Origin of the sequence: Streptomyces aurantiacus (genome assembly GCF_027107535.1) — a bacterium.
Lineage (GTDB): Bacteria > Actinomycetota > Actinomycetes > Streptomycetales > Streptomycetaceae > Streptomyces.
In genome coordinates this window covers 4,300,278-4,315,038 of record NZ_CP114283.1, presented here as the reverse complement: position 1 = coordinate 4,315,038, position 14,761 = coordinate 4,300,278, and the positions used below count along the sequence as shown (strand labels likewise).

The window sequence follows — 14,761 nt, the reverse complement described above, 5'->3', positions numbered from 1 at the left end:
AGTGGATGCGACCTGCCTGCCACAGCAGGAAGACCCCGTGCGGCGGGAGCCCTTGCCGGAGTTCGTGGACGGACAGCAGCTCGTCGGTGCCGACGTCGGCACCGGGGACGGTGAGTTGTGGAGCACTGCCGAACCCTTGCCGGCGCGGCGGTGCCCGCCGTCTCGACCACCGACCGCGACGCCGCGCACGCTGTGCTGCCGCCGCTGCGCGCCCGGTGCTTCCGCTGGAAGTTGATCTGGGCCGACAACTCCCCAGCGGACGCTGGCGGAATGGGCAGGTGCCGCACTACGGCTGGTGCTGCAGGTGGTCAACTGCAAGGAGAACGTGGTGGGCTTCGGGGTGCTACCGCACCGCTGGGTGGTGGAGCGGACCAACGGATGGCTGCTGCGCACCCGTCGCCTGGCGCACGACCACGAGCGCACCATCCCGGCAGTGCGGGGCCGGGGGCAATGACCTGGGCATCGGTCTGCCCCGTCACGTTATTTGAGAATGCCATCCATGACTACTGGCGAGCCGCAGCGGGCCCCGACAGTCACTCCGCCGAGCTGGAAGCCAACACGAAGGCACCGGCAGCCAGCACCTTCATCTAGCCATTGCCGCTCCTTGATCCGGCCATGACCCGCCGCCACGGATCATCGGAAAGGCGGGCAGTCCCAGGATGCCCGATAAGAAGCATGCATGAATCGCTATATGTTAATGTCGCAATACGTTGTCCGCCGGAAGCGCCGCGGGCAGCCGGAAACACAGGCAAGGAGCCCCCGCATGACCAGCGCCACCGACCACCGCACCCACGAGGACCACACGCACGCCCACGGTGAGGGCTGCGGCCATGTCGCCGTGCCGCACGGCGACCACACCGACTACGCCCACGACGGCCACATCCACCGGACCCACGAGGACCACGTCGACGAGTGCGCCAGCACGGGCCATGCCGCCCACGAGGGGCACGACCACCAGCACGGTGAGGGCTGCGGCCATGTCGCCGTACCGCACGGCGACCACACCGACTACGCCCACGACGGCCACATCCACGCCGCCCATGAGGGCCACTGGGACGACCACTGACATCACGTCAAGCACGCGTCGGCACGCGGAGGCTGGAAATCATTGCCATATGCTAATGTCTGCATATGTCGACAACTTCCCCTCCCCCGGCGGACGATCCGCCACAGGACCTGCAGGCAGCCAGTGAACTGCTGCGCGCCCTGGCATCACCGGTACGCCTGGGCATCGTGGCCGAACTGTCGAGCGGCGGGAAGTACGTCCACGAACTGGTGGCCGCCCTCGGCGTCAGCCAGCCCCTGGTCTCCCAGCACCTGAGGGTCCTGCGCACCTCCCGGATCGTCACGGCACGACGTCAGGCCCGGGAAACCCGGTACAGCCTCACCGACGACCACGTCGCACACATCGTGCTGGACGCCATCCACCACGCACAGGAGTAGCGCCCGCACACGCACGACATGGCACCACCTCGACGGCCGCCCGACCTCCCCAACCGGGCGGCCGTCGCCGTTCCGGCCCATCCCCCAACTCACCTGGATCACACGCAACGGCCCTCGGATGCGGTGGGCAAGCGCGAACCCGGCCGAACTCGTCCAACAAAAGAGGTCTCGCCCTTGCCGACTCTCTCAGTTGAGGGGGGCGGCGCGCCGCGGAGCGGGCGCCGCGCACAGCCGGTCGGGCAGCGTGTCGTCGTCCGGCAGGCCGGCCCGCAACCATGCGCCGACGACCTCGGCATCGGCCGCAGCAACGAGCGGGCCCAGAAGCACGACAGCCCCGCTGGGCCGACGATCCAACGTGCACGGCTGAACGGCGGCGTACAGCCCACGCCCGGGAGCGCAATGCAGAAGCCTGCCCAGGCAGTCGGTGGCAACCAGGACTCCGTGCGGACACGTACGCACCGCGTCACGCAGTCCGTCCATGACCTCGCCGTGCACAGCGCCCCGGCAGGGCGTGCAGGCGACGAGAGTGAAAGGGCGCGACTGGCACCCTCGTGTCGCACGGCTCATGCGTCCCGCCCTTCATGCCGGGTCGATCCCGACAGCTGAGCCTGACTGCGTGGCAGGCGGGCTCGTCCGCCACCGACATGCCAGCCGGCCCTTCACTTCCCGATCCTAAGCTAATGACATCCATTTTCAATACGAAGAGCCGTGATGTTCGCGACCCAACCCGCCTTCCTTGGTTCAGGGTCCCGTCTAGGCTGCTCGGCATGACCGTGAACGAGGCAGCGACGGCACCCGCGTTGACTCAGATCACCCGGCCCCGGTCGATCCCACCCGACCTCAGACGGGAACTGATCGACTGCTGGGTGGCGGTGGCGAACACCGGCGGGGCCGTCATCGCACCCGAGTTCCCGCTGCCGCCCGTGAGCACCCGCGAGGCCGGAGCGGCGATGGACCGGCTCATCAGCGGGCTCGATCCTCAGCGCGCCAGGCTCCTGGTGGCCACGGTGAACGGCGCGCTCGCGGGCTGGCTCATCGTGCGTCGCGACGAGCATCCTCTTGTCGCGCACTGCGGTGTGGTCAACCACGTCCAGACGCATCCGCGCTTCCGCGGCCGCGGCATCGGCGCCACCTTGATGTACCGGGTGCGCGACATCGCCCGCGACGAAATGGGCCTGGAGAGACTGGGGCTCGCCGCGAGAGGGGGTCTGGGCCTTGAGGACTTCTATCGCAGGCTGGGCTGGACGGAGATCGGCCGATGGCCGGGGGCGCTGCGCGTGGCCCCGGGCGACGACCGTGACGAGATCCTGATGGGCCTGACCCTCTGAATCCTGATGAGCCTGGCCGTCCGACCGGGAGGCCGCTCAGTCCTTGACCGCGACCAGGACCTGACTGTCGCCGAACTGCCAGACCGGAGTGACATGCCGGAAGCCTGCCTGCCTCAGCAGTTCGGCGTGGCGGGCCGCGGTCAGGCCGTTGTCCCCTCCGCCGCCGTCGGCGCCCGACGGCTTGCGCTGCTCGCGCTCGGTGAACAGGTCTGCCAGCTCAGGGTCTTGGGCCGCGGCCGTCCACCAGGACTGCCAGTCCTCGTTGGCGTGGGTGCGTGACCGTTCGGCCTGACGTCGGCCCACATGTGCGGTCAGGTCCGAGCAGGGCGGGCCGCCCGGCGGGAAGTGGTCCCCGTTGACGAGCGCTCCGCCGGGGCGCAGGAGTCGCGCCAGGCGACGATAGGTGCTGAGCAGGACCGGCTCGGTGAGGTAGTGGAGGGCGGTCGTCGAGACGGCCGCGTCGAGGGGTCGGTTCAGGCCGAGGACATCGGTCCACCCGTCCTCGCCGATCACGGCGTCCACGTAGCGGGCGGCGCCCGCGTGGTGGGTGCGGGCGAGTTCCAGGAGCAGCGGGTCCATGTCGACGGCGACGATCTCGGCGTCCGGCAGTCGCTCGTCGAGCCGTGCCGCCAAGGAGCCGGGCCCACAGCCCAGATCCAGGAGGAGGGGTCCGGTCCGGTCGGCGGTGACGTGCTCGATCACATCGGCGATCACGGTGAACCGTTCCTCGCGGTGGACGGCATAGTGCTGCTGCTGCCGCTCCCAGCGCTCCACCCACGTTTTGGCTGTCGCCATGCTGACGCCCATCCGGCCGCGCCACCTCTTCCGTTGCCCACCTGTTCGCTGACACCCCGAATCTACAGGTGGAAACGGTTTTCATTCGTTTTTTCGCTCGCTTTTTGATGTCAGCACAGCTCTGTGAGGACCGACAGCAGGCGGTCGATCTCCTCGACTGTGTTGTACACATGCAAGCTGACCCGCACCGATCCGTCCTTCTCCCCGGCTCCCGCCTGGCAGAGGCTGTCGGCCCGCACCATGAACCCGTGGCTGAACAGGATGAAGCCGAGGTCGTCGGAGGGGATGTCCTGGTGCCGGAAAGTGACGATGCCGTGGCGGCGCTGGGTGGCGGGGACGACGGATTCGACGCCCAGACTGGCCTGGCAGCCCAGGACCTCGTAGGCGGCGAGGCCCTCGAGTCCCTCGGTGAGGCGAGCCGTGAGGGCGCCGGTCCAGCGCGCGACGCGGTCCGTGCCCACCGTGTCCAGCCAATCGAGCGCGGCTTCCAGCGAGGCGATTCCCACAGTGTTGGGCGTGCCCTGCCACCCGCCGGGCTGGAAAGCTGGACCGCGCGTGTTCCGTGCCCAGACGGCACCGGTGCCGGGCAGGGCCAGTGCCTTGTGGCCGGAGAAGACCACGAAGTCCACATCGAGCGCGGGATCGGCGACAGAGACAGGCAGATGACCGACGCTCTGGGCGGCGTCCAGGCAGATCGGCACGTCCGGGCCGACGGCTGCGCGGATGCGGTGGACGTTCATGTCTGCGCCGTACACGTGGTGAACGTGGGTGGCGGCGACGAAGCGGGTGCGCGGGCCGACGACCCGGTCCAGCGCCCTGTGGTCGTAGTCGCCGGATGCCGTCTGGTAGGGCAACTCCCTCACCCGTACTTCGACACCCCGGGCGGCCAGCAGTTGCCGGGCCTCCAGCCAGGGGTCCAGGTTCGCCCGGTGGTCCGCGAAGGGGACAAGGATCTCGTCGCCGTCCGTCAGATGCGCGATGAGCCAGTCACGGGCCACCGTTCGCAGCCCGTCGGTGGTTCCGCCGGTGAAGTGGACGGCCGAGCGCTGGGGGTCCGGGTCCTTCAGGAACTCCTTGACCCGGTTCCGGGTCCGTTCGACCAGCTCTGTCGTCCGGTTGGCCCACGGATACATGCCGCGCCCCGCGTTGGCGTTCGACGTCGCGAGGTAGGTCTGTACTGCATCCAGCACGGCCTGCGGCTTCTGCGAGGTGGCCGCGCTGTCGAGGTATGCCAGCTCGGGGTGGGCGGTGATGATGGGGAACTGCTTCCTGATCTCCCGCTGCCAGTCGGCCGACGTGCCGTCCTGCCGGGTCCCGTACCGGGGGTGTACCGCGCTCATTCCCGCACCAGCGGTGCACCCGCGTCCCGCCAGGCGACGATGCCACCGGCCAGGCTGCGCACGTCCGGATGCCCCATCCTGCTCAGCACGGCGGCATAGCGGGCGGACTTCTCGCCGACCGGACAGGCCAGCAGCACCGGCTGCGCCTTGCTGAACGGCAGCCCGCCACGGACGAGTTCGTCGAAAAGCTCGTCGACGATGTTGACCGACCCCTCGATGTGCAGCGCGGCGTACGCGTGAGGGCCGCGCAGGTCGACGACGAGCGGGCGCGGCTCTGCGTCGCCGATCCACCGCCGGGCGTCCTCAATGCCGATGACGGTCGCTCCGGCGCGTATCTCGGCGTCGGTGAGGGCTGCGGCGGAGTGCTTCGGACGCGATCGGCCCAGGAGTTCGGGGCGTCGCCGGCGCACGTAACTCAGATAGCTCTCGGTGCGGTCGCAGACGATGAAGACCGCCGTCCGGCGCTGTGCCGCTTCCGCCAACTCCCCGTCCAGCGGGCGCAGATGCCGTACCGCCCCGTGGTAGGCGGCGCCTCCTGTCGGTCCGGTCAGAAGTCCGCAGCGACGGATGAGGGTCAGCATGCCGTCGATGGCCTCGTCGGAGGTCACCGACTCGATCGTGTCGTACGTCGCCGGGTCGAACAGGCCGACCTGGTGGACCTCGTCGATGGTGCGGATACCGGGGATGAAGTCCGACTTGTGGGCGACCAGTCCGAGGACCCGCGTCTCGGGGTCGTGCTCGCGCAGCACCCGGGCCACCCCGGTCGACGAACCGGCCGTGCCCACACAGGCGATGAACCAGTCCGGGGCCCGTCCGTCAAGATCCTTGATGATCTCCGGACCGGTGCCCGCCGCGTGCGCATCCGTGTTGCGCGGGTTGAAGTACTGGTCGGTGTGCAGATAGGTGCTCCCCGGTTCGGAGAGCACCTGGTGGAACCGGGTCAGCGGATCGTCGGTGTCGGTCGGGTCGAGACATTCGCTCTGCCCCGGCAGTTCCTCGATCTCGGCGCCCAGCAGCAGAAGAAGCTCCTTGATCTCCGGCACCCGCATCCGGTTGGTCACGCTCTTGAACCGCAGCCCGTGCATACCGGCCAGCAGGGCGAGGGCCTTCGCGGTGTTGCCGCTGGAAAGTTCCACGACCGTGTCGCCCTGCTCGGCCGCGCCTTCGAGAAGCGGGCGGGCCATGTTCCAGGCGGGCCTGTCCTTGACCGACCCGAAGGGGTTGAGCATCTCCAGCTTCGCGTAGAGGTCGATGTGGCGCAGGCCGTGCACAGCCGGGTCGATCCGCACCAGCGGCGTGTTGCCGATGGCCTCCGTGATGCTGTCGTACCTCATGACAACGCTCCCCCGGGTCGCGTGATCGGCCAGTAGTCCTCGTCCAGGCACCAGCCCCACGATGCGCCGTCCCGGACGACCGCGACCGTGCGGGCGACCGGCTGCCGCTGTGCGTGGTGGGCATGGAAGTCCATCGCGTAGCCGGCCGTGTTGGCGAACGCCAGCACGTCGCCGGTGCGCGGCAGCCGGGGCAGGAAGACCTTGCGGCGCGTGATCAGATCGGCCTCCAGGCACAGGTTGCCGACGAGGTAGACGCCCACCGGATCCTCGCCGCTCTCCTCGGCCACTCCGGTGCGTGGAAGCAGTACCGGATCGACGACCACGCCGTGTTCCTCCAGGCTCACGTCCCCGGCGTTCATGCCGAGGCGCACCAGGTAGTCGCCGGAGTCGTGGCCCGTACGCCGTACGTCCAGGACGCGCGCCAGGGAGAGTCCGCACTGGTCTACCAGTGCGCGGCCCGGCTCGGCGTACAGGTCGTAGAGGTGCTCCAGGAGCAGGGTGGCCGACGGGCGGGCCAGGGAGGGGGCGGGCAGGGAGAGCAGCTCGTCCAGATAGCCGGGCCCGGCAGTGGGGCGGTGAGCCGGGTAGAGGGCAGCGGACCCCCGCACGGTGCCGCCCTCGTTGCGCAGTCCGTAGCCGTGGCCGCGCCAGGTCAAGGCCGGACCGGTTCCCAGGACCGCCTCGGACAGCGCCGTGGTCCAGTGCTCCCACTGGTCGGCGTCGGCGACATAGCCGACGCCGAAACCGCCGCCGATGTCGACGGCGCGCGGGGCGAGTCCCCTGGCGCGGCACTCGTCCAGGAGCATCACACAGCGCTCCAGGGCACGGGCCTTCTCCGGCAGCCCGGTCGTGTCCAGGTGGTAGGCGACGCCGGTCAACACGACGGCGTCACCGTGCCGTTCGACCGCGGACAGCAACTCGCTCACCTCGTCCGCCGGAGTGCCGAAGCGGCTGCGCCGCGAGAGCACCCGCACACCGGATACTCCCTGGGAACCTGCGGCCGACTCGAACTCGGCGAAGCGCAGCAGGACATCGACCCGGGGAAGAGCGTGCTTCCGCACGAGCTCGGCCAGTTGCTCCAGCTCACCGCGCGAGTCGAGGTTCACCGTCGCTCCGACGCGGGCGGCGAGCCACAGGAACTCCGCGTCCTTGGGGCCGGTGGCCATGATCCGGTCCGGGGTGACGCCACACCCCAGGGCATGCCGCAACTCCCCCAGCGAGGCGACATCGACGCCGACCCCGACCGGGTCGGCCGCCGCCAGTCGCCGGACCAGGGCGCTGGACCGGTTCGCTTTGTGAGCGAAATACACCCGCCCGGACAGATGGTGCTTGCGGTAGACGGCAAGGAAACGCTCGGCATTCTCGGCGATCCGCTCCGGAACCAGCACATTGAGCGGGGATCCGAGCGCATCGACGAGAGAGTGCAGGAACGGGCGGTTCGCCAGCAGAGAGGTGAGCGGAGCTTCCAGTCGTGGCTGCAGATACAAGGGCACACGCACGACAGGTCCCTCCCCCTCCGACGGCGGACCGCGGCCCAGACAGCCGTTCGGACGTAATCATTTCCGGTTACATGCGCCTTTAAGCCCAGGCGATCTCTCCCCTGGGCGGCACGTACCCCAACCGCCAGGCGACCCGCAGCGCGCGCAGGCCGTGCACGGAGCTGTCGTCCCTGAAGCGGAGAGATTCGGCGTCGTCGAGTTCACGCAGGTGGGGGCGCCGCTCGCAGAGCTGTCGGAGCACGATCTCCAACTCGGCCCGGGCCAGCGGCTGCCCGAGGCGCTGGTCCACGCCGTGTCCGAAGGCGAGGTGGGCGCAAGGGTCCCGGCGGACGCCGCAGCGGCCGGCGGCACCCGCTCAGGCCAGCAGGACGTCCTCGCCCGCCGTCACGGGGACGACCTGCCTGGCCGACGGCGCCTCGGCCTTCACCGGAGTCCCGAAGTCCGAGAGTGTCATCGTCGTCATGGCCTTCATACCGCCGAAGTAGGACAACCGGGCCTGGACGGCGCGCCCCTTCCCGTCGACCCACACGTCCGCGTAGACGGGCACGTCGTCGCCCAGCTCCTCGCGCAGGTCGTCCAGCCCTTGTTTCGTCTCCGCCGTCATCCGGAGCGTCGCGGTGGCGTGGTCGATGGTGCCCCGGTAGTGCACCGCAGGGGCGCCGTTCACCTGGTCCTTGCCCTCGTTCGACACCTGTCGCATCGTCTTCATCTGGCGGAGCAGGTGCTCGGGGTCGTTCAGCGGCGCCCGCAGGAAATAGCGAGTGAGGGCCTCGCTCCGGTCGGCTGAGGCCCACTTGCCCTCGCCCACGTCCCGCGAGCCCCGCACATAGACGGTGTCGCCGACGAAGACCTCCTCGACGGGTTCCATGCCGCTGTCCTCGAGCTCCACCGTGAGCCGGCCCCTGTCACCCGCCAGGTCGAAAGCGCCGGCGATCGCGAACACGTACGTCGTGGGGCTGTCGGCGGACTGCAACTCGATCTTCTCGGCCAGGCGGGCGCTGTCCGCGCTCGTCCTCTCGATCGCGGCACGCACGGCCGCCCCGTGATCCACGGCCTTCTTCGTACTCTCCGAGGCTCCACTGTCCGGACCGCCGGAACACGCGGTGCAGAGCAGGAGGACAGCGGCGGAGAGGAGGTGGGCGCGGCGCATGGACTCTCCGAGGAATCGTGACTGCGGCAGGGGAAGCCCGAGAGGGCCTGTAGATCTTCGCATGAAACCCGCGACAGGGCGGGGCGTGTCATCGGTGACGGATCGGATGTGGGGGCACCGCGTTCCGCCTGCAGTTCGGCCCATGTCGTCCGGGGCCCGTTCATGCATGATGACGGGATGAACCACAGTGACCAGCGCTTCCACGTCATCGTGCTGTCGAACTTCGCGAAGGGCTTCGACAAGTACGCGTTCGCTTACGGCAAGGCGGGGATTCCGGAAAGTACCTATCCCGACCGGTTCCATCTGCTGACCCGTGCGGAGTTGGGAATCGGCATCGGCAAGGCGCGACGCCTGCTGGACCGTCTGGCCATTCCTGGCGACCGGCTGCTGGTGCTGGAAACCACGGTGGACCCCGCCACGTTGGTGCCCAACGTGGCGACCGGCCTCGGCATGGAACTGCACGAGGCTCGCATCCGGTTGTCAGCCGTCCACGAACTCAACCACGTAGGCGACGAGTTCACCCTGCGCCCGACAACCGTCGAAGACGCGATGGCGGCCTCCCTGCACCTGCACGGATCGGCACAGCGTCGCTACGTCGACATGCGACCGCGCTCGGTTTCGCTTCTGCCGGTCGCCTCCGCCTGCCAAGCCCGGTGTTCGTTCTGCTTCTCCGCGGCTTCGATCTCCAGCGACCAGGCGCCGGCCCGGGTCCCATGGGACGCGGTCGCCCACTGGCTGGAGCGCGCCCGGGCAGCGGGTGCCGAACGTGCGGTGATCACCGGCGGCGGGGAACCCACGCTCATACCGTTCGAACAGCAGCTACGGCTGGTGTCCGCCTGCTCGGCGGCCTTCCCGAAGGTCGTCCTGATCACCAACGCGCACACCCTCGCGAAGGGTCCGCACGCTGACCGCGCCGGGCGTCTCGCAGCCCTGAGCGCCGCAGGCCTGAGCGTGCTGGCGGTCTCCCGGCACCATCAGGACGACGCTGTCAGCGAGCGGCTGATGATGCTGAGCACGCCGGTGAGCTCTGTGATCGACTCCTGGCGCATGGAACGTGACCGCTGGCCGGGGCTGCGCATGAGGCTCATCTGCGTGCTCCAGCACGGCGGCGTCGCCGACGCGTCCGCGGTCGCCGACTACCTTTCGTGGGCCGCGGCTCTCGGTGTCGAAGAAGTCTGCTTCAAAGAGCTCTACGTATCCACCAGCACCGAGTCGCTCTACTTCGACCGCGCCGCCAACGTCTGGAGCCGGGAGCACCAGGTGTCGCTGTCCGTCGTCACCCGGTTCGCCGAGCAGCACGGCTTCGAACTGGCGAGCCGTCTGCCCTGGGGTGCGCCGGTCTACCACGGCAACTGGGACGGACGGCCTGTACGGATCGCCGCCTACACCGAACCCAGCCTGTTCTGGGAACGCACCAATGGGATCGCACGCAGCTGGAACGTCATGGCCGACGGCCGCTGCTACGCCTCCCTGGAAGACCGGGCCAGCGAGATCGTGCCAGAAGGTGCCACGGCATGAGGTTCGACGACTTCCAGGAATTCCGGCAGCGAGAACTCAGCGCCTCCTCATCGCTTCTGGACGCCGCCGAGACCAACGTGTACCGGGCGCTTGCCCCGATGTGCCCGGAACCACCGACCGGCATGAGCACGGTGCACCGGTGCGATCTCGCCCGTGCCTGGCTGCGGCGCTTCGAGCTGCCGGAAGAGTGGTCCGGCCAGGCCATGGTCTGTCGAGGGGTCCGGCACGGGCTCGGCGTGGTGTTCCACCGGCTGCGCACCGTGCAAGCGCGGTTGTGGCTGCCCAGCGACGTGTACCCGGTCTACTTCGAGCTGGCCCGCGCTGCGGGCCTGACGCCCGCGTCCTACCCGACGCTGCCGACGCCGGCCCTGCCGAGGTCGCCGGCGGACGACCGGCCCGAATACCTGCTGCTCGCCAACCCCAGCAAGCCGCTCGGCCGGTACCTGTCCGATGCCGAGTGTGCCGCGGTGATTTCGTGGTTGCGGGAATCACCACGCCGCCGCCTGCTGATCGACAGCGTCTACGACCTGGGAGCGCCGTTCGCGGCCGGCACACGGCGATTGCTGGACACCGGTTGTGCGGTCCTGCTGCATTCGGTCACCAAGGGATGGCTGTGGCCTCGCACGTTCGGCGTGGTCCTGCTGGGTCCCGCGCAAGCCGAACTGGCCGAAGCATTCCGGGCGGATCCACCGACGCCGGCTCAGCTGAGGCTCGCCGACCATCTGCTGACCGAGCACGGCGACGTGCCCCGGCAGGTCGTCGGCGAACTGGCCGCACGGGCTGAGCGGTTGTTCGAACGGTTGCCGGACGAGGTGCTCGGGGCGATTCCCACGGCGAGCCGGACCTGTCCCGGCAACTACTTCTTCCCGGTTGAAATACCGGCGGAGACACTCCAGCGTGAGTGCGGCGTGCTCGCCATGCCGGTCAGCGTGTTCGGGGAGAGCAGTTGGTCCGGCTCCATCCTGACCAGCCTTGCTGACGCTTTCGGTCCGACGCCGACGGCGGCGCGATGAAGCCGCTGGAGGACCTGGCCGTATACGACGATGCGGACTTCTACGATCAGGAGTTCGCCGCGCGCACCCACGACATCCCGTTCTTCCTCGGCCAAGCGGTCCGGGCGGGCGGTCCGGTCCTGGAGGTGGCCTGCGGAACCGGCCGCATCACCCTGCCCATCGCGCGGGCGGGTGTCGAGGTCACAGGGCTTGATCTCATGCCCTCGATGCTTGCGCGTGCCCGTCAACGCGCCGCAGGCGAGCGACTGCCAGTCGAGTGGCTGGAACAGGACTGCCGAGACATCCGCTCCGACAGGCGCTTCGCCTTGGTGTTCTCGGCAACCAACGCGATGCAGCACCTGCACGACCTGGATTCCGTGGTCGCGTTCCTCGCCTCGGCGCGAAAGGTGCTGCGACCGGGCGGGACCCTGATCCTGGACGTGTTCAACCCCGACATGGCCAAGCTGTGCCGGCTTCCCGAGTCGCCCTACCACCACAAGTCGGTCGTGGACCTGGACGGTGCGACGCTCGACGTGCGAGCGACGACCAGCTACGACGCCGCCGCCCAAGTGCTGCGCTTCACACTGGACTACCTACGCGACGGCGTGTGCGTACGCATCAAGAAGGTCAGCATGCGCTGCTTCTTTCCCGAGGAACTGCTGGCACTCTGCCGGCTGGCCGGTCTCGACGTCGCGCAGCGCTACGGGGATTACGACCAGTCCCCGTTCACGAGCACCTCGCCGAAGCAGCTCTTGTTCTGCCGCTCCCGAACCGCCAACGGCCAGATCGGCGATCCGCCGTCGGTGCCGGTGATGCATCTGAGCTGATCCGGCACAGCGTTGCGGCCAACATGCCTGGCCGGAGGCCGCACGAGCGGTGATCCTCGCTGCCGTCCCCGCGGCTGCCGACAGGCGCGTCTGGATCACTCCACCGTGAAGTCGGCCGCCTTGGTGTCCAGCGTCGTGTGGCCGTCCTCGGCGGTGGCCAGGACAGCCACGTGCCACAGGCCTCGAGGAGACCCGTCGGCATCGGCGCCGGTGACGGCGACCGTGTAGGTGCACCGCTCGGTGTCCCCGCCCGAGGGCTTGCAGTCGGCCGACTCCGCGGCGGCCATGTCCTTGGCGGTCAGCCTCTTCTTCGCGAAGGACGAGTTCGCCGGCCAGGCCAGCACCTTCACGTTCTTGACATCGGAGGACGCCGTGACGTCAGTGGTGAAGGTCAGCGAGCCCGCGCGGTCGCCGTCGGGCGCGGTGTATCGGGCCGTACTGTGCGCCAGCGACGGAGGCTGCTCCCCGGCGTGGGCGAGGGCGAAGGCACCGGCACCTCCGAGGACGACGACACCGGCAGTCACAGACAGAACGACACGACGCGACATGAGAAATTCCCCCGACAGGCTCAGCTGGATCACACCGGCGCTCTCGACGGCGCCGTGCACCCATCCTGGCCGCGCAACGGACGCTGGACATGAGCACGCGTACTCAACTCCGGCCTGCGTAAAGACCTTTGAGTCGATCTGGATGAGGCAGCGAGAGCGGGTGCCGCAGTCACCGCCCAGACCCCCGTCCAGCTTGAGTCGTATGTCCGGAGCCTGGGCAGCGCGCGCCGGGTGGACGCGCCTACGGCGCTCGGTCTCCGGGGCAGGGCAGGGACAGGGGCAGGGGCAGGGGCAGGGGCAGGGGCAGGGGCAGGGGCAGGGGCAGGGGCAGGGGCAGGGGCAGGCGAGTAGACCAAAGTCGTGTCCACCGGGCGGCCACTCCCACGCAACCGTTCGTACACCTCATGAGTCACATCCCCATCAGCCCTTCGTCCTCATTACCTCTTTCGACTCTGGGAGTTCACCGTGCGCGCACGCACCCTTGCTGCCACCGCCGTCGTAGCGGCACTCACCGCAGCAGGCCTGACTCTTCCGCTCGCCGGGAGTGCCGCAGCTGCAACGGCTCCGCGGTTCGACTTCAACGGCGACGGATACGCGGACATCGCGGTCGGCATGCCCAACGCCACAGTGAACGGCAAGGCCAAAGCCGGCTACATCAGCGTGATCTACGGCGGCCCGCAGAGTCCTAGCCAGTCCACCGGCGTCATCAGCCAGGCCGAGGCCGGCATACCCGGCACGCCCGAGGCGGGCGACCGCTTCGGCTCCTCCGTGGCACCTGCCGACGTGAACGGCGACGGAGTCTTCGAGCTCGTCGTCGGCGCGAGCGGCGAGTCGCTCACTTCCGATCAGCTCAAGGACGAGGGCACCATCACCGTCCTGGACGGCTTGGCGTGGAACGTCAAGGGCACCACCGTGGCCAGGGGCGTGTCCGAGTACAGCAGCATCGGCCGCACCATCGCCACGGGTGACTACGACGGCGACGGCGACACAGACCTCGCGTACGGCGAGAGCGGCGAGGAGAACGGCGCGCTCCGCTTCCGCCCCGGCCCACTCACCGCCGACCCGGTGACCACCACCACGGTGCGCAGGTACAGCATGGGCGGCAGCACCCGCGCCCTGGCCACCGGTGACTTCGACGGCGACGGCCGGGACGACCTCGCCGCCACCTGGCAGGGCTTGGAGGACTCCAGCACCTTCATCACGCGCTGGGACGCCCAGGCCCAGCCCGCTCAGTGGTGGGCCGACGCCGACCGCGGCAGCGCGCTCGCCGCCGCCGACTTCGACGGGGACGGCACCGACGACCTCGCGGTCGGCCTCGTACAGCCCAATACGGAGTCGGAGACGACGCATTGCGAGGACCGGCTCGGCGGTGCACTGCTCCGGCTGAAGGGTTCCAAGAGCGCACAGTTCGGTACCGAGAACGAGTGCATCACCCAGTCCAGCCCGGAGGTCGGCGGTAGTGCCGAGGAGGGCGACGACTTCGGCACAGCGCTGGCCGCCGGCGACCTGAACGGCGACAACCGTCCGGAACTGGTGGTCGGCGTGCCCGGAGAGGACGTGGGCACCGTGAAGGACGCCGGCGGATACGTCGTCATGAACGGCACGGAGCACGGCCCCTACGGCGGTCTGGCCCGCAGCCAGAGCACCCCGAACATGCCCGGCACGGCCGAGGCCGGCGACCGCTTCGGCGCCCAGGTGACCGTCGGCGACTACAACCGCGACGGCTTGTGGGACACCGCGGTGAGCGCGCCCGGCGAGAACGCCGGTGAGCCCAGGTCGGGTGGCGTCTGGTTCGCGCCGAGCAGCACCGAGGAGACGTACCCGCCGGGCAAGTCGCTGACCCCGTTCGGCTTCGCGCTGCCCAACGGGGCCATCAAGTACGGCGAAGTGCTGGGGCTTTAGGGATCCTTGCAGAATGACCCATCTGTGACACGGAAGATGTGCGTGTGATGCCGTCTTCCGTGAGATGGGTCATGACGCGACGGTG

16 protein-coding genes are annotated in these 14,761 nt (G+C 69.2%); 8 read left to right on the top strand and 8 right to left on the bottom strand.

The window, feature by feature from the left end; all coding sequences use genetic code 11:
- Positions 1–295 precede the first annotated feature (295 nt).
- From O1Q96_RS44730 to O1Q96_RS20930, 3 genes are all read left to right on the top strand, one after another.
- Complete coding sequence (locus O1Q96_RS44730; protein WP_269253972.1) at positions 296–454, top strand: hypothetical protein; 159 nt, start codon at positions 296–298, stop codon at positions 452–454.
- A 309-nt stretch (positions 455–763) separates the two neighbouring features.
- On the top strand, positions 764–1,066 hold the full coding sequence (locus O1Q96_RS20935) for a hypothetical protein (RefSeq protein WP_269249665.1): 303 nt from the start codon (positions 764–766) through the stop codon (positions 1,064–1,066).
- A gap of 65 nt (positions 1,067–1,131) precedes the next feature.
- The gene (locus O1Q96_RS20930; protein WP_269249664.1) at positions 1,132–1,443 is read left to right on the top strand and encodes an ArsR/SmtB family transcription factor; all 312 of its coding nucleotides are present in this window, start codon (positions 1,132–1,134) and stop codon (positions 1,441–1,443) included.
- A gap of 186 nt (positions 1,444–1,629) precedes the next feature.
- On the opposite strand, the gene O1Q96_RS20925 is transcribed toward O1Q96_RS20930, so the two are convergent.
- Positions 1,630–1,923 carry a hypothetical protein gene (locus tag O1Q96_RS20925; protein WP_269249663.1) on the bottom strand — a complete coding sequence of 98 codons (294 nt, stop codon included), beginning with the start codon at positions 1,921–1,923 and terminating at the stop codon, positions 1,630–1,632.
- A 287-nt stretch (positions 1,924–2,210) separates the two neighbouring features.
- Here O1Q96_RS20925 and O1Q96_RS20920 point away from each other — a divergent pair, with 287 nt between their 5' ends.
- Entirely contained in the window at positions 2,211–2,771 is a 561-nt protein-coding gene (locus tag O1Q96_RS20920) for a GNAT family N-acetyltransferase (RefSeq protein ID WP_269249662.1), read from the top strand.
- A gap of 36 nt (positions 2,772–2,807) precedes the next feature.
- Here the strand turns inward: O1Q96_RS20920 and O1Q96_RS20915 are convergent, their stop codons facing one another.
- From O1Q96_RS20915 to O1Q96_RS20890, 6 genes are all read right to left on the bottom strand, one after another.
- Positions 2,808–3,578, bottom strand: a complete 771-nt coding sequence (locus O1Q96_RS20915) for a class I SAM-dependent methyltransferase (protein WP_269249661.1) — start codon at positions 3,576–3,578, stop codon at positions 2,808–2,810.
- A gap of 98 nt (positions 3,579–3,676) precedes the next feature.
- Positions 3,677–4,906, bottom strand: a complete 1,230-nt coding sequence (locus O1Q96_RS20910; RefSeq protein WP_269249660.1) for an aminotransferase class V-fold PLP-dependent enzyme — start codon at positions 4,904–4,906, stop codon at positions 3,677–3,679.
- Complete coding sequence (locus O1Q96_RS20905) at positions 4,903–6,240, bottom strand: pyridoxal-phosphate dependent enzyme (protein WP_269249659.1); 1,338 nt, start codon at positions 6,238–6,240, stop codon at positions 4,903–4,905. The genes O1Q96_RS20910 and O1Q96_RS20905 overlap by 4 nt, the downstream gene beginning before the upstream one ends.
- Positions 6,237–7,739 (bottom strand): Y4yA family PLP-dependent enzyme, encoded by a 1,503-nt coding sequence (locus O1Q96_RS20900; protein WP_269249658.1) that lies wholly within the window; start codon positions 7,737–7,739, stop codon positions 6,237–6,239. The genes O1Q96_RS20905 and O1Q96_RS20900 overlap by 4 nt, the downstream gene beginning before the upstream one ends.
- Positions 7,740–7,818: 79 nt before the next feature.
- Complete coding sequence (locus tag O1Q96_RS20895; protein ID WP_269249657.1) at positions 7,819–8,028, bottom strand: hypothetical protein; 210 nt, start codon at positions 8,026–8,028, stop codon at positions 7,819–7,821.
- A gap of 66 nt (positions 8,029–8,094) precedes the next feature.
- Entirely contained in the window at positions 8,095–8,889 is a 795-nt protein-coding gene (locus O1Q96_RS20890) for an SCO4651 family lipoprotein (RefSeq protein ID WP_269249656.1), read from the bottom strand.
- Positions 8,890–9,066: 177 nt separating this feature from the next.
- Here O1Q96_RS20890 and O1Q96_RS20885 point away from each other — a divergent pair, with 177 nt between their 5' ends.
- The 3 genes from O1Q96_RS20885 to O1Q96_RS20875 are packed head-to-tail and all read left to right on the top strand — an operon-like array spanning position 9,067 to position 12,226.
- Complete coding sequence (locus O1Q96_RS20885) at positions 9,067–10,407, top strand: radical SAM family protein (RefSeq protein ID WP_269249655.1); 1,341 nt, start codon at positions 9,067–9,069, stop codon at positions 10,405–10,407.
- Positions 10,404–11,420: an aminotransferase class I/II-fold pyridoxal phosphate-dependent enzyme gene (locus O1Q96_RS20880; protein ID WP_269249654.1), complete on the top strand. Its 1,017-nt coding sequence runs from the start codon at positions 10,404–10,406 to the stop codon at positions 11,418–11,420. The genes O1Q96_RS20885 and O1Q96_RS20880 overlap by 4 nt, the downstream gene beginning before the upstream one ends.
- Complete coding sequence (locus tag O1Q96_RS20875; protein WP_269249653.1) at positions 11,417–12,226, top strand: class I SAM-dependent methyltransferase; 810 nt, start codon at positions 11,417–11,419, stop codon at positions 12,224–12,226. Before O1Q96_RS20880 ends, O1Q96_RS20875 begins: the two co-directional genes overlap by 4 nt.
- Positions 12,227–12,321: 95 nt before the next feature.
- Here the strand turns inward: O1Q96_RS20875 and O1Q96_RS20870 are convergent, their stop codons facing one another.
- Entirely contained in the window at positions 12,322–12,774 is a 453-nt protein-coding gene (locus O1Q96_RS20870) for a DUF5707 domain-containing protein (RefSeq protein ID WP_269249652.1), read from the bottom strand.
- A gap of 465 nt (positions 12,775–13,239) precedes the next feature.
- Here O1Q96_RS20870 and O1Q96_RS20865 point away from each other — a divergent pair, with 465 nt between their 5' ends.
- A complete protein-coding gene (locus tag O1Q96_RS20865; protein WP_269249651.1) occupies positions 13,240–14,676 on the top strand; it encodes an FG-GAP and VCBS repeat-containing protein in 1,437 nt (478 codons plus the stop codon).
- Positions 14,677–14,761: the final 85 nt, after the last annotated feature.

Excerpts from the sequence above, each read along its gene's own strand:
- O1Q96_RS20935 (WP_269249665.1), top strand. The coding sequence starts at position 764 with ATGACCAGCGCCACCGACCACCGCACCCACGAGGACCACACGCACGCC.
- O1Q96_RS20930 (WP_269249664.1), top strand. The coding sequence starts at position 1,132 with ATGTCGACAACTTCCCCTCCCCCGGCGGACGATCCGCCACAGGACCTG.
- O1Q96_RS20925 (WP_269249663.1), bottom strand. The coding sequence starts at position 1,923 with ATGGACGGACTGCGTGACGCGGTGCGTACGTGTCCGCACGGAGTCCTG.
- O1Q96_RS20920 (WP_269249662.1), top strand. The coding sequence starts at position 2,211 with ATGACCGTGAACGAGGCAGCGACGGCACCCGCGTTGACTCAGATCACC.
- O1Q96_RS20915 (WP_269249661.1), bottom strand. The coding sequence starts at position 3,578 with ATGGGCGTCAGCATGGCGACAGCCAAAACGTGGGTGGAGCGCTGGGAG.
- O1Q96_RS20910 (WP_269249660.1), bottom strand. The coding sequence starts at position 4,906 with ATGAGCGCGGTACACCCCCGGTACGGGACCCGGCAGGACGGCACGTCG.
- O1Q96_RS20905 (WP_269249659.1), bottom strand. The coding sequence starts at position 6,240 with ATGAGGTACGACAGCATCACGGAGGCCATCGGCAACACGCCGCTGGTG.
- O1Q96_RS20890 (WP_269249656.1), bottom strand. The coding sequence starts at position 8,889 with ATGCGCCGCGCCCACCTCCTCTCCGCCGCTGTCCTCCTGCTCTGCACC.
- O1Q96_RS20885 (WP_269249655.1), top strand. The coding sequence starts at position 9,067 with ATGAACCACAGTGACCAGCGCTTCCACGTCATCGTGCTGTCGAACTTC.
- O1Q96_RS20880 (WP_269249654.1), top strand. The coding sequence starts at position 10,404 with ATGAGGTTCGACGACTTCCAGGAATTCCGGCAGCGAGAACTCAGCGCC.
- O1Q96_RS20875 (WP_269249653.1), top strand. The coding sequence starts at position 11,417 with ATGAAGCCGCTGGAGGACCTGGCCGTATACGACGATGCGGACTTCTAC.
- O1Q96_RS20870 (WP_269249652.1), bottom strand. The coding sequence starts at position 12,774 with ATGTCGCGTCGTGTCGTTCTGTCTGTGACTGCCGGTGTCGTCGTCCTC.